Source organism: Actinoplanes sp. ATCC 53533, from assembly GCF_003947245.1.
The window spans coordinates 1-12,667 of record NZ_QHHV01000065.1; the positions used below are offsets into that span (position 1 = coordinate 1).

General features: G+C 70.3%; 13 protein-coding genes. 5 read left to right on the forward strand and 8 right to left on the reverse strand.

Annotated elements, in window-relative coordinates; all coding sequences use genetic code 11:
* Nucleotides 1-153 precede the first annotated feature (153 nt).
* The 3 genes from DMB66_RS22450 to DMB66_RS22460 form a co-directional block, all read right to left on the reverse strand.
* Nucleotides 154-1,113 carry a carbohydrate ABC transporter permease gene (locus DMB66_RS22450; RefSeq protein WP_125806089.1) on the reverse strand — a complete coding sequence of 320 codons (960 nt, stop codon included), beginning with the start codon at nt 1,111-1,113 and terminating at the stop codon, nt 154-156.
* Complete coding sequence (locus tag DMB66_RS22455; protein WP_125806090.1) at nt 1,110-2,486, reverse strand: sugar ABC transporter substrate-binding protein; 1,377 nt, start codon at nt 2,484-2,486, stop codon at nt 1,110-1,112. The genes DMB66_RS22450 and DMB66_RS22455 overlap by 4 nt, the downstream gene beginning before the upstream one ends.
* Nucleotides 2,487-2,671: 185 nt before the next feature.
* On the reverse strand, nt 2,672-2,878 hold the full coding sequence (locus tag DMB66_RS22460; RefSeq protein WP_125806091.1) for an RNA-binding S4 domain-containing protein: 207 nt from the start codon (nt 2,876-2,878) through the stop codon (nt 2,672-2,674).
* 80 nt (nt 2,879-2,958) lie between these two features.
* Here DMB66_RS22460 and DMB66_RS22465 point away from each other — a divergent pair, with 80 nt between their 5' ends.
* Entirely contained in the window at nt 2,959-3,786 is an 828-nt protein-coding gene (locus DMB66_RS22465; protein ID WP_158647322.1) for a DUF1775 domain-containing protein, read from the forward strand.
* A 145-nt stretch (nt 3,787-3,931) separates the two neighbouring features.
* On the opposite strand, the gene DMB66_RS22470 is transcribed toward DMB66_RS22465, so the two are convergent.
* Nucleotides 3,932-4,870 (reverse strand): exopolyphosphatase, encoded by a 939-nt coding sequence (locus DMB66_RS22470; protein WP_125806093.1) that lies wholly within the window; start codon nt 4,868-4,870, stop codon nt 3,932-3,934.
* A 159-nt stretch (nt 4,871-5,029) separates the two neighbouring features.
* Between DMB66_RS22470 and zwf the strand changes: the two genes are divergently transcribed.
* Nucleotides 5,030-6,526: a glucose-6-phosphate dehydrogenase gene (zwf, locus tag DMB66_RS22475; RefSeq protein ID WP_125806094.1), complete on the forward strand. Its 1,497-nt coding sequence runs from the start codon at nt 5,030-5,032 to the stop codon at nt 6,524-6,526.
* Nucleotides 6,527-6,529: 3 nt separating this feature from the next.
* Here the strand turns inward: zwf and DMB66_RS22480 are convergent, their stop codons facing one another.
* Nucleotides 6,530-7,000: a peroxiredoxin gene (locus DMB66_RS22480; RefSeq protein WP_125806095.1), complete on the reverse strand. Its 471-nt coding sequence runs from the start codon at nt 6,998-7,000 to the stop codon at nt 6,530-6,532.
* Nucleotides 7,001-7,128: 128 nt separating this feature from the next.
* Here DMB66_RS22480 and DMB66_RS22485 point away from each other — a divergent pair, with 128 nt between their 5' ends.
* Complete coding sequence (locus DMB66_RS22485) at nt 7,129-7,461, forward strand: STAS domain-containing protein (protein ID WP_125806096.1); 333 nt, start codon at nt 7,129-7,131, stop codon at nt 7,459-7,461.
* Between the two features lie 62 nt (nt 7,462-7,523).
* Here the strand turns inward: DMB66_RS22485 and DMB66_RS22490 are convergent, their stop codons facing one another.
* Nucleotides 7,524-9,473, reverse strand: a complete 1,950-nt coding sequence (locus tag DMB66_RS22490) for a PPC domain-containing protein (protein ID WP_125806097.1) — start codon at nt 9,471-9,473, stop codon at nt 7,524-7,526.
* Nucleotides 9,474-9,710: 237 nt separating this feature from the next.
* Here DMB66_RS22490 and DMB66_RS22495 point away from each other — a divergent pair, with 237 nt between their 5' ends.
* Both DMB66_RS22495 and DMB66_RS65275 read left to right on the forward strand, forming a co-directional pair.
* Nucleotides 9,711-10,193, forward strand: coding sequence for a carboxymuconolactone decarboxylase family protein (locus DMB66_RS22495; RefSeq protein WP_125806098.1), 483 nt, complete (start codon nt 9,711-9,713; stop codon nt 10,191-10,193).
* 285 nt (nt 10,194-10,478) lie between these two features.
* Complete coding sequence (locus DMB66_RS65275) at nt 10,479-11,051, forward strand: TetR/AcrR family transcriptional regulator (protein WP_125806099.1); 573 nt, start codon at nt 10,479-10,481, stop codon at nt 11,049-11,051.
* A 122-nt stretch (nt 11,052-11,173) separates the two neighbouring features.
* On the opposite strand, the gene DMB66_RS22505 is transcribed toward DMB66_RS65275, so the two are convergent.
* Nucleotides 11,174-11,998 carry an SDR family oxidoreductase gene (locus DMB66_RS22505; RefSeq protein WP_125806100.1) on the reverse strand — a complete coding sequence of 275 codons (825 nt, stop codon included), beginning with the start codon at nt 11,996-11,998 and terminating at the stop codon, nt 11,174-11,176.
* Nucleotides 11,982-12,614 carry an oxidoreductase C-terminal domain-containing protein gene (locus DMB66_RS22510; protein ID WP_233624769.1) on the reverse strand — a complete coding sequence of 211 codons (633 nt, stop codon included), beginning with the start codon at nt 12,612-12,614 and terminating at the stop codon, nt 11,982-11,984. Before DMB66_RS22510 ends, DMB66_RS22505 begins: the two co-directional genes overlap by 17 nt.
* Between the last annotated feature and the right edge of the window lie 53 nt (nt 12,615-12,667).

Below are 12,667 nucleotides of genomic sequence, written 5' to 3' on the forward strand. Positions count from 1 at the left end.
CGGACTCGGAATGGAACGAGGTCAGCACCATCCAGGCCACCGGCAGCACGAACAGGATGCCGATCACCCAGGCCAGCAGGGACAGCCAGGGTCCGCCGCGGTCCTTCTTCCTCGGTACGGCGCCGGCCGGGTCGGCCCGGTTCAAGGTGGTGGTCATCGTCCCGAGTCCTCCTTGAACAGCGACGAGACGGTACGCAGCGCGAACGTGGCGATGATGATCGTGCCGATGACCACCACGACGGCGGCCGCGGAGGCCCGGCCGTAGTCGTGCGCCTGGTAGAAGATCTGGTAGATCGTGTACGGCAGGTTCGCCGTGCCCAGGCCGCCGGACGTGATGGTGAAGACCGCGTCGAAGTTCTGCACGATGTAGATCGAGCCGAGCAGCGCGCCGAGTTCCAGGTACTGCCGCAGGTGCGGCAGCGTCATGCTGCGGAAGATCTGCCAGCCGTTGGCGCCGTCGATGCGGGCCGCCTCGATCACGTCGAGCGGGCGCCCCTGCAGGCCGGCCAGCAGGATCAGCATCATGAACGGCGTCCACTGCCAGACCAGCGCGAAGATCACCGACCAGAGCGGCATGTTGCTGATCCAGTCCGGCTGCGGCGGGTTGTCCGAGCCGAACAGCCCCCAGAGCCGGTTCAGCGCGCCGTTGAACAGCCCGTACTCCGGGTTGTAGAGGGCGTGCTTCCAGAGCAGCGCGGCGGCGACCGGCACGACCAGGAACGGCGCGATCATCATCGTCCGGACCGCGCCGCGGCCGCGGAACTTGCGGTCCAGCAGCAGCGCGATGCCCAGCCCCAGCAGCAGGCTGATCAGCACGACCCCGACGGTGAGCAGGATCGTCGTCCAGACCGCGTCCCGCATGTTGACGTCGGTGAACACCCGCCGGAAGTTGTCCACGCCGGCGAAGCCCCGCTCGTCGGGGTAGTACGCGTTCCAGTCCATGAACGAGATGACCAGGGTCGCCACGAACGGCAGCTGGGTCACCACGATCATGAAGATGAGGGCGGGCAGCAGCGGCGCCCGGCGGGCCCAGCCGGCGGCCCGGCGCGCGGCGCCCGGCGGCTTCGGCGCGGTGTCGGGCCGGGTGCCGGCCTGTTCGGCGACCGATGTCATTGGCCCTCCTCCCGGGACCGGTAGCGCTCGGCGACGTCGTCGGCGAGCCGCTGGCCCCGTTCCAGTGCCTCGTCGACGGTCATCTGGCCGGCGATGGCGGAGCTGACGTACTGCGAGACCTGGGTGCCGAGGTCGGTGAACTCGGGGATGTCGATGAACTGGATGCCGATCGCCGGGCGTGGCTGCACCCCGGGGTTGACCGGGTCCGCGCTGGAGATGGCCTGCTCGGTCGGCTCCGCGAACGCCGACGCCTCCTTGAGGTAGTCCTGGTTGCTGTAGGTGGAGGCACGCTTGCCGGCGGGCACCTTGGACCAGCCGAGCTGGCCGCCGACCAGTTCCTCGTACTGCTTGCTGGAGGCCCAGGAGATGAACTTCCAGGCGTTGTCCTTCTTCTGGCTGGCCTGCTGGATGCTCCACGACCAGGCGTACAGCCAGCCCGAGCTCGGTGTCTTCACGACCGGCGCGGCAACGTACCCGATCTTGCCCTTGACCGGGGAGTCCGCCGCCTCGAGCGAGCCGGCGGCGCTGGTCGCGTCGTACCACATCGCGGCGTTGCCCTGGACCAGGTTGTTCAGGCACTCGGTGAAGCCGGCCTGCGGGGCACCGACCTCGCCGTGCTCCCGGACCAGGTCGACGTAGAACTGGGTGGCCTGCTTGAACTCCGGCGCGTCGACCCGGGCGTTCCAGTCCGCGTCGAACCAGGTGCCGCCGAAGGTGTTCACCACCGTGGTGAGCGGGGCGAAGATCTGGCCCCAGCCGGGCTGGCCGCGCAGGCAGATGCCGGCCATGCCGGGCTGCTTGCCGTCGACCTGCGCGGCGATGTCGGCGACCTGCTGCCAGGTGGGCTTGGCCGGCATCTGGATGCCGGCGGCGTCGAGCACGTCCTTGCGGTACATCAGGAACGAGGACTCGCCGTAGAACGGCTCGCCGTAGAGCTTGCCGTCCTCGGCGGTCAGCGACTTGGTCATCGGCGGCAGGATGTCCGCCTGGTCGAAGGCGGTGTCCGCGGCGACGTAGCCGTCCAGCGGCGCGATCCACTTGCTCTTGGCGTAGATCGGGATCTCGAAGTTGCTCAGCGAGGCGACGTCGTACTGGCCGGCCTGGCTGGAGAACTCCTGGCTGATCTTGTCGCGGACGTCGTTCTCGGGCAGCACGGTGAAGTTGACGTTGATGCCGGTCTGCCTGGTGAAGTTCGCCTCGGTCAGCCGCTGCAGGTCGATCATCTGCGGGTTGTTGACCATCAGCACGTCGATGCTGTCCGCGTCGTCGGATCCGCCGCCGCCTCCGCCCCAGCCGGCGCATCCCGTGAGCGTCACGGCCAGCAGGGCTGCGGCGGCTCCGCTGAGAACCGCGCGGACATGTGCACGAGACATGGTGCCTCCCCGGCGAGGCGGATCGAACTCCGGCATCTGTGACGCCGGTTACACACCGGACTCAGTAGATGCCTGAGATCGACAGGATGTCAACCATTCGTCACGCAGTGCTGCATAAATGAGTATCAAAATTGCCCGAACGTCCTCATGCGACGAACTCGCACGGGTTTCCGCCACGGGTGGGCTCAGCCGACTCGGGCGGCCCGGCCCCGCACCGCGACCACGTCACCCTGCCGCAGCTGGCGGCCCCGCCGGGTGTCCACCTCGCCGTTGACCGTCACGTCCCCCGACGCGATCAGGATCTTTCCTTCTCCCCCGGTGTCGATGAGATCGGCGAGCTTGAGGAATTGTCCGAGTCTGATCATGTCACTGTCGATGGCCACGTCACGCATGCCGCCCATCATGCCGAATCCCCGGAAAAGAAATACCGGCGCGGTTGAACCATTCCCGCGCCCGGTCCGAACTACCCCTCGTGAGGAACCTCGAGAAGCACCGCCGGGCGGGCGTACTGGCCGCCGCCGTCGCCGCGGGTGTGCTCTGCGCGGCGTCCCCCGCCGCCGCGGACGTCACGGTCAGCCCGCCCAGCGCCCCGCAGGGCAGTGGCGTCAACGTGACGTTCAAGGTGACCAACACCGCCCAGAGCGCGATCACCAAGATCAAGCTGCTGCTGCCGGCCGAGCTGCCGGTCGCCGAGGTCTATCCGCTGTCGGTGGATGACTGGGCACCGCAGATCACCACCAGATCGCTGGACACCCCGCTGATCAGCAGCCACGGCGGCACCCCCGTCACCGAGACCGCCGCGGACATCTCCTGGACGGCGATGCCCGGCAAGGCGCTGGCCCCGGGCAAGTCGGCGGAGCTGCTGGTCGCGATGGGCCCGCTGCCGTCATCGGCGGGGATGAGCTTCACCATCCAGCCCACGTACGCGGACCCGGCCAAGGGCGCACCCATGCCGCCGGCCGTGCTGACCCTGACCCCGGCGGTGCCGGGCCAGGAGGCGGCGACCCACTCCGAGCACTCCGGTACGGCCGCCGGCAGCACCGGGGACGGCACCGACGCGGCGACCTTCGCGGCCCTGCTCGACGCCAACGACGGTCCGGGCTTCTGGACCATCGCCGGCTGGGTGGTGGCCGCCCTGGCCGCGGCCGCCGGAGCAGTGGCGGTCCTGCGCGCGCGCCGTCGCCCGGCCGCTCCCGCCGCGGAGCCCGGTACCGGGGAGCCGAAGGACAAGGAACTCGTCGGCGCCGCGAAGGCGCCCCGGGTCACGGCCTGGCGTTACCAGGACAGCCCTGAGGAATGACAGACATCCCGCGCAGGTGGGCGCGGGTGTGTCGTGCTGATGCGCGTGGGGCGCGGAACACGACCGGCGGGTGGGGTCCAGGGCAAGACCCACGACCTGCAACTCGGCGGGGCGGGAAGGTTCGACTTCCCGCCCCCCTGAACTTTCACACCGAGACCGTCCGCGGGGTCTTCAGGGCGTCGATGATCTCGGACAGCACGCGGGCCGACTCCTCGTGCGGGACCTGGCAGGTGCCGGCGGCCAGGTGACCGCCGCCGCCGTACCGCAGCATCACCTCGCCGATGTCGACCGGCGAGGTGCGGTCGAGGATCGACTTGCCGCAGGCGAAGACCGTGTTGAGCCGCTGCCGGCCCCAGATGATGTGCACCGACACGCGAGCCTCGGGGAACATCGCATACACCATGAATCGGTTGCCCGCGTGGATGGTCTCCTCCTCGCGCAGGTCGACCACGACCACGTCGCCGTCCACGTGGCTGACCCGGCGCAGCTGCTCCTCGAACATCGCCGAGCAGTCCCGGTACAGGTCCGAGCGCTCCCGCACGTCCTGCAGTTCGAGGATCTCGTCGACCGTCTGCAACTGCAGGCAGGCGTCGATGAGCAGCATCATCAGCTGGTAGTTCGAGATCCGGAACTCCCGGAACCGGCCCAGCCCGGTGCGGCTGTCCATCAGGAAGTTGAGCAGCGTCCAGCCCTGCGGATCGAGGATGTCGTCCAGGGCGTAGTCGGCCGAGTCGGCCTGGTCGACGGCGCGCATCAGCTCGTCGGAGATCTCCGGGAAGCGCTCCACCCCGCCGTAGTAGTCGTAGATGACCCGGGCCGCCGACGGCGCGTCCGGGTCGATGATGTGGTTCGACCGGTCGCCCTGGTTACGCAGCGTCTCCGAATGATGATGGTCAAACACCATGTGCGCGCCGGGAGCGAACGGCAGGTTCGTCAAGATGTCACGCTCGGTGACCTGAGTGACGCCGTCCTGCACGTCCTTCGGGTGCACGAAGGTGATCTCGTCGATCATGTCGAGTACGCGCAGCAGGACGGCACAGACCAACCCGTCGAAGTCGCTGCGGGTCACGAGCCGGTACTTCACGAGCAATCTCCCTCTGCCGATTGGCACCTTACTCCCCAGTTTGCCACTTTTACGGCTATGGGCCTGGTCGCATCGGCGTACCGGTTTGATCCGGGGCGCCCTCGCACTGCGTAAAGTTCACACGGAAGCTCACGTATGCGGTCGGAGGAAGACCTGACGATGGACAACGTTCCCCAGCTCGCACAGGACCGCAACGCCCCGCCCGCCACTCTGGTGATCTTCGGAGCGTCCGGCGACCTGACCCGCCGCAAGCTGCTGCCGGCCGTGGAGAGCCTGGCCCGGCACAACCGGCTGCCCGGCGAATTCGCCCTGGTCGGCGTCGCCCGCACGGCGATGGAGGACCACCAGTTCGCGGAGAGCGCGCTCGGTGGCCGCAGCCTCGCCGACAAGCCGCAGCTGCAGGGCGGCGGCATCCGGTACGTCTCCGGCGGCTACGACAACCCCGAAACCTACAAGCGGCTCTCCGAGGTGCTCGACGAGCTCGACGCCAGCCGCGGCACCGCCGGCAACCGGATCTACTACCTCTCGACGCCCGCCGAGGCCTTCGAGCCGGTCATCAACGGCCTGGCCGGCGCCGGGCTCAACCACGCCCGGGAGGGCTCGTTCGCCCGGCTGGTCATCGAGAAGCCGTACGGCAACGACCTGCGCACCGCGCACGAGCTCGACGGGGTCGTGCACGCCGCGTTCGACGAGCCGCAGGTCTTCCGCATCGACCACTACCTGGGCAAGGACACCGTCCAGAACGTGCTCGCGCTGCGCTTCGCCAACGCGATATTCCAGCCCATCTGGAACCGCTCCTGGGTCGACCACGTGCAGATCACCGTCGCCGAGACGCTCGGCGTCGGCACCCGCGGCGGCTTCTACGAGCACGCCGGCGCGATGCGCGACATCGTGCAGAACCACGTGCTCCAGGTCCTCGCGCTGGCCCTGATGGAGCCGCCCGCCTCGTTCGGGGCCGAGGGGCTGCGCAACGAGAAGGTCAAGCTGCTGGAGGCGATCCGGCTGCCCACCGACCGCGACATCGCCGACCTGGCGGTCCGCGGCCAGTACACCCGCGGCGGCACCCGCGACGACCTGATGGCCGGATATCGCGACGAGGTCGGCGTCGACCCGCTGTCGCGCACCGAGACGTACGCGGCCATGCGGCTCAACGTCGACAACTGGCGCTGGGCCGGGGTGCCGTTCTACGTACGCACCGGTAAGCGGTTGCCGGCCCGGGTCACCGAGGTCGCGCTGCAGTTCCAGCGGCCGCCGCACCTGCCGATCCCGACCAACCAGCTCACCGAGCTGGACGCGGACGCGCTGATCCTGCGGATCCAGCCCAACGAGGGCATCTCGCTGCGCTTCGGCGCCAAGGTCCCGGGACACTCGTTCCGGGTGCGCACCGCGAGCATGGACTTCTCGTACGAGCAGACGTTCCGCGAGGAGTCGCCGGAGGCCTACGAGCGGTTGCTGCTCGACGCCCTGCTCGGCGACCCCACGCTGTTCATCCGCACCGACGAGGTCGAGCAGTGCTGGCGGATCGTCGACCCGATCATCGAGCACTGGAAGAACGACATGTCGCCGATCCCGACCTACGAGGCCGCCTCGTGGGGCCCGACCGACGCCGACCGGCTCATCGGCCGCAGCGGCCGCAAGTGGCGCAACGCGGTCTGAGAACTACTTCGCCGATCGGGCCTTCACCGCTTCGAGGGCCCGGTCGGCGTGCTCGTTCATGTTCCGCTCGCTGTGGATGACCGCCAGCACCGTGCGGTCGGTGTCGATCGCGAAGGTCATCCGCTTGACGCTCAGCGGGCCGAGCGGCAGCTTGCGCTTGATGCCGTACGCCTCGGCCGCCGTGTTCCCCGGGTCGGAGAGCAACGGGTAGTCGAAGCCGTGCAGGTCGGAGAACTGCTTCTGCTTGTCCACTTTGTCGTGACTGATCCCGACTCGCTGGGCGCCGGCGGCGGCGAACTCGGCCGCCAGATCCCGGAAGTTGCAGGCCTCGGCCGTGCAGCCGCTGGTCATCGCGGCCGGGTAGAAGAACAGCACCACCGGCCCGTCGGCGAGCAGCGTGCTCAGCCGCCGCGGGGTTCCGTACTGGTCGGGTAGTTCGAAGTCAGGGGCCAAGTCACCCTTGTCGATGCTCACCTGATCAAGGTACTCCGGCCTGATTCTGCCGGGCGACGCGTCCTCGCCTAGGGTGGAGACACCCACCGACACTGTCCGCCACGACCCCTGACTGACCCCTGCCCGCCCCCGACGAAAGCGACACCGCCATGCAGGTCTCGGTCGCGCACCACCCGCCCAACACGGCCGTTCTGACGTTGCGCGGCTCCCTGGACATCGACACCGCGCCGTCCCTGAAGGCCAACCTCAGCCGCCTCGTGGAACGCCCCAGCCCGCGCATCATCGTCGACCTGTCCGGCCTGGACTTCTGCGATTCCATGGGCGTCGGCGTCCTGGTGACGGCGCACGGCCGCGCGATGGAACGGGGCGGCTGGGTCCGGCTCGCCGCGCCCTCGGGCTTCCTGCGCCGGCTGCTCGAGACCCTCGGCCTGATCGACTACCTGTCGCTGCACACCGACGTCGAAACCGCGATGAAGGACTGAGCGGGCAGGGGGCGCCCCGGTCACCCGGAACGCCCCCTTTCCGACGGTCAGCTGGTGAGACGTCAGCTGGTCAGGCCGAACACGATCCGGCCCAGCGTGTCCTCCGTACCGATGAAGCCCTCGGCGGGGCTGAACTGGCCGTCGCCGAAGTCGACGTCCGCGTCGTCCGCCGTGCCGCCGACGCCGTCCGGGCCGACGCCGAAGAGCACGTCGAAGTTGGCGCCGCCCGAGTCCATCAGGTTCGCTGTCTCGTCGGCGTTGTTGGTGTGCCAGTCGCCGAAGAAGTGGCCCGCCTCGTGGGCGGTCACGTTGCCGATCGCCTGGCCGACGAACGCGACCCGGTCGCTGGCACTGGTGAGGTACGTGTTCAGCGAGGCCGAGCCGCCGGCCGGGTCACTGAGCACGTCCTGCAGCACCAGGGCGGTCTCCTCGGTCTCGAAGTTGCCCGGGTCGATGCTCTGCGCGATGCCGATCGTCTCCACCCCGGACTCGGCGATGGTGCCGCCGACGATGATCCGGCTGACGTTCTTCTGGCCCCACGGGTCCGCGTGATCCTTGCTGTTGAGGATCTTCAGCCGGAACTTGCTGTTGAGACCGCTGTCGATCAGATCCCGCCGGAGGTTCTCGGTGACGCTCGCGACCACCGCGTCGATCACCGTGTCCTCCTCGACCCGCGGGATGCCCCACTTGGCGAGGAAGGCGGAGAACGGGCTGAGCGTCACGTTGCCGGTGCCGCCGAAGACGCCGGTGTTGACCCGGCCGCCGTCGAAGTCCAGGAACAGCGTCTGCGTCGGCTTCGCACCCTGCAGCACCGGGCGGTACGCCTCCACGGTGATGTCGTAGCTGCCGGCACCCTGCCGGACGCCCACGTAGTGCCAGCCGGCCTTGGTGGCCACGTAGTCGGTGGCCGCGTTGCCGCCGCCCGGCAGCAGCGAGTCCATCGGGTAGATGAAGCTCGCGTCCTGCTCCGAGCCGTGCACCTCGCGCGGGGTGGTGTCATAGACCGTCAGGTACGACGCCGCGCCCTTGACCGACGCGCCGAGCACGTCGCCGGCCTTGAGCTTGACCGCGAAGAAGTCCTCGTCGTCCGAGGCCGCCGAGATGGTCACCGTGTACGGGCCCTCGCCGGCGCCGCCGTCGCCGCTGGCGGGATCGAACGGATCGGCCGGCAGCCCGCTGTACGCCGCGACGACCGCGTAGTACGTGCCGGCGGCCGGAACCTTGTACTTCAGCAGGCTGTCGAAGCTCTCGCCGCTGTCGTCGTCGGACGCCACGATCGTGCCGTCCGGCGTGTAGAGCGCGACCAGGGTGTCGAGCGGGCCCGTGGGGGTCGCCGTCGCCACGGTCACGACCTGGCCGGCCGTGGCCTGCAGCTTGAAGAAGTCGAAGTCGTTGGTGCCGGTGCCGGCGGAGCCGTGCGGGCCGTCGCCGATGGTGGCGCTGGTGACGATGGCCCGGCGGGTGGCGCTGAGGCCGGTGTCCCCGGCCAGCGGGATCGACCCGTCGTCCTCCGGGGTGGCGGCCCGGGTGGCCGGGGTGAAGGTCTCGGGGTTGAGCGCGCCGAGCACCCGGATCGCCGGGTTCTGCCCGCTGCCCGTGCCGAAGTTCTTGATGAGCTGGGCGGACGCGGGGTCCTCGTTGGAACCGCGGGTGCCCGCCGGCTCGTCCTCGTCGACCACGACCGCGGCCGCCGCGGCCCTGGCGGCCGCCGCCGACGGCAGGGCCCGCAGCCGGGCCGCGTCCTTCGCCGGGGCCTGGTTCTTCATGTAGTCCGCCCAGCCGCTGTAGTCGGCCTTCGCGGGGTCGGGCAGCAGCGCCAGGAACGGGTTGACCCCGGCGGGCTTGGCACCCGGTTTGGCCTTGGTGGCCACCGGGAGCCCGGCGTCGACGGACGCCTGGTCGGCGGGGCTGAGCCCCGGATCGGTCTGGAACGGAGCGGCCGGCGCGGCGCCCGGTGTGAGCGCAACGAGTCCGAGCACTACTGCTCCGACGGTCGCGATGCTTCGTCGCATCTGTGATCCCCCTTCGGTGCGTCCGGGGCCCCCGCCACGGACGGCACTCGCGACGCTACTGAAGGTGTCGATCAATATCTAGGGCTGTCTATGCACTGTCACAGGTGTATACGGGTAACCCGACCGCGCCCGCCGTGGCGCGCGTCACGCGATCGAGCCGTCACACGGATCGGGCCGCCGGTGTCTCGTGTTCGTCCAAGTGCGACAGCACGCGACGCCACGAGTGAGGACGAAGTCATGGAACCCCGTCTCGACCTGTTCACCAACGAGATCGGCGGAAAGTTCGCCAAGCGCTTCGCCAACGCCGGCCTGGTGATCAACCAGTCGACGCTGCCGAAGGCCACCCAGGAACTGGTGAGCCTGCGCGCCAGCCAGATCAACGGCTGCGGCTGGTGCATCGACATGCACACCAAGGAGGCCACGGCCGCGGGCGAGACCGCGGTCCGGCTCCATCTGGTCGCCGCCTGGCGCGAGTCCACAGTGTTCACCGAGGCCGAGCAGGCCGCGCTGGCCCTCGCCGAGGAGGGCACCCGGCTCGCCGACGCCCACCAGGGCGTGTCCGACGAAACCTGGGCCCAGGTGCGCAAGCACTACGACGACGACCAGGCGGCCGCGCTGGTCTCCCTGGTCGCCCTGATCAACGCGGCCAACCGGCTCGCCGTGATCCTGCACCAGAAGGGCGGCTCCTACGAGACCGGCATGTTCGCCGCGTTCAACTGATCGGCGGGCGAGCCCCGGCCCGGCCCTGGATCCCTCGGTCCGGGCCGGGCAGGTCCACCGCCGCGCCGGGCGTGCGAATCGCCGTACCGGTCAGGTCTGGTGCTTTTCGAGAGCCGCCGCGCGCCGCGATCCCAGGTCTCCGGCACGGCGGCCCCCTCAGGCCGGCGAGTGCCGGATCCCCGGAGGTCACTAGCCGCTCGGCTATGGTGCAAGCTAGCCGAGCGGCTATCCGAAGACAAGGTCTCGCTAGGATCGGCCGGCGGCTCGCTCAAGGAGGAGACCCCCATGCAGGGCAGCACCCGGGGCACGGGCACGGCACGAGAGCGCCTGCTGTCGGCGGCCATGGAGCTCTTCGCCGAGCACGGCGTCAGCGGCACCTCGCTGCAGATGATCGCCGACCGGCTCGGGGTCACCAAGGCCGCCGTGTACCACCAGTTTCCCACCAAGGACGAGATCGTGCTGGCCGTGATCGAGCCGCCGCTGTCCCGGCTGGAGCCCATCGCCGAGGCGGCCGAGCGGCACCGGACACTGGCCGCCCGCCGGCAGCACGCCCTCAGCGCGATCATCGACCTGGTCGTGGAGTACCGCCGGCTGTCGGCCGTGGTGAGCTACGACCCGGTGGTCGCGCGGCTCGTCCGGCAGCACCCGGCCGTGGCGACGCTGGAACGGATCGTCGCCCTGCTCACCGGCCCGGATCCGGACACCGCCACCCGGGTGGGCGTGGCCATGGTGAGCGGCGGGCTGATCTCGGTCGGCATGGATCCGGCGATGGCCGGCCTGCCCGACGACGAACTGCACCGGCAGCTACTCGTGACCACCTGCCGCACGCTGGGCGTCCGGGCGCCGCGCGCGAAGTAGGGCGACCTGCCGCACCCTGAGTGGTCAGGCGCCGCGCACGAAGCAAGGCGGCCTGCCGCGCCGGTCGCCGCGCGCGAATGACGCGGCCTGAGGGCCGGGCACCGCGCGCGGCTGAGCCGGGCTCACCGCGGTCGGTGCCAGCGGATCCACGCCGCCTGGCCGCCGTCGACGAGCAGGTCGGTGCCGGTGATGTAGAGCGACCCGGGGCCGGTCAGGAAGGCCACCGCCTCGGCGATCTCCCCCGGCGTCCCGGTGCGGCCCGCGCCGCAGTCCTCGAGCATCCGCATCATGTGCGCGCCGGTGGCCGACTCGGCCTCCGCCCGGGACATCGCGGTGGCGATGACCCCCGGGCTGACGGTGTTGATCCGGGCGCCCCGCCGGTTCCACTCCAGCGCGGCGGCCTGCACGCGGACGTGGTTGGCCCGCTTGGCCAGGATGTACGCCGCCAGCGGGTCGTCGCCGACCGCGGTGACGACGGCGAGGCCGGCCAGGCTGTCGACCGGGGCCGTCGCGAGCGCGACCTCGTCCTCGCGGCCCAGCGAGGCGTAGTGGCCGGCCATGCTGGAGACGCAGACCAGCGAGGTGCCCCGGGTGGCCACCGCGGTGAACGCGTCGATCACGTGGACCGTGCCGAGCAGGTCGACGTCGATGATCTTCCGGGCGGACGCCGTCGCGGCCGACACTCCGGCGGTGTGCACCACCGCGGTCAGGCGCCCCTGCCCGGCGGCGAGTCGCGCCAGCTTCTCCACGTCGCCGCGGTTCGCCACGTCGATGACCTGCCCCGTCGCGGCGTACCCCTCGGCTTGCAACGCCGTGACGGCGCGGTCGAGGGCGTCCGCCGAGGCGTCGGCGAGGATCAGCTCCCGTCCGCTGCCGAGCCGGCGGGCGACCGCCGTGCCCATTCCGCCGGTGCCTGTCACCACGACCACGTCAGCCGGCCCGCTCACCGCTCATCACCTCGTTCTCCGTTACCGCCGGTCCCGGCTTCGCCGGGCCGATCGCCTGCGACCAGGTGACGCCGCCGGCGATGGCGCTGCGCCAGGGCCGGATCACCTTCGGGGACATGCCGACCGCGAGCACACCGGTGAGGCGGTCACCGGAGCGGTACGCGGCCACGAACCGCCGCTGCGCCAGGGCACCGTCGACCACCTCGACGGCGTCGTGGCCGCGCAGGTAGCCGTACGCCTGGATCTTCATGTCGTACTGGTCGGACCAGAAGTAGGGCACGGGAGCGAAGGGCTTTCGCTCCCCCGGCCGCAGCAGGTTGCGGGCCACCGCCATGCCCTGCTCGGCCGCGTTGGTGCGGTGCTCGATGCGCATCGGCACCCCGAACAGGTCGTTGTGCCAGCGGGCGACGTCCCCGGCACCGTAGACGTCCGGCGCGGCGGCGCTGTACCGGTCGCAGACCAGGCCGTCGGAGAGCGCCAGCCCGCTGTCGGCGAGCCACTCGGTGTTCGGCTGGGAGCCGATGGCGACCAGGACCTCGTCGGCCGCCACCAGCTCGCCGTCGGCGAGCCGGACCCCCTCGCCGCTCACCGCGGACACCGTGACCCCGGTACGCACGGTCGACGCCGTTCGTCCTCGTGCGCTTGGGACAGCACGCGCCCGACGGTCTC

Coding starts and splice junctions, on each gene's coding strand:
- DMB66_RS22450 (WP_125806089.1), bottom strand. CDS start 1,113: ATGACATCGGTCGCCGAACAGGCCGGCACCCGGCCCGACACCGCGCCG.
- DMB66_RS22455 (WP_125806090.1), bottom strand. CDS start 2,486: ATGTCTCGTGCACATGTCCGCGCGGTTCTCAGCGGAGCCGCCGCAGCC.
- DMB66_RS22460 (WP_125806091.1), bottom strand. CDS start 2,878: ATGCGTGACGTGGCCATCGACAGTGACATGATCAGACTCGGACAATTC.
- zwf (WP_125806094.1), top strand. CDS start 5,030: ATGGACAACGTTCCCCAGCTCGCACAGGACCGCAACGCCCCGCCCGCC.
- DMB66_RS22485 (WP_125806096.1), top strand. CDS start 7,129: ATGCAGGTCTCGGTCGCGCACCACCCGCCCAACACGGCCGTTCTGACG.
- DMB66_RS22490 (WP_125806097.1), bottom strand. CDS start 9,473: ATGCGACGAAGCATCGCGACCGTCGGAGCAGTAGTGCTCGGACTCGTT.
- DMB66_RS22495 (WP_125806098.1), top strand. CDS start 9,711: ATGGAACCCCGTCTCGACCTGTTCACCAACGAGATCGGCGGAAAGTTC.
- DMB66_RS65275 (WP_125806099.1), top strand. CDS start 10,479: ATGCAGGGCAGCACCCGGGGCACGGGCACGGCACGAGAGCGCCTGCTG.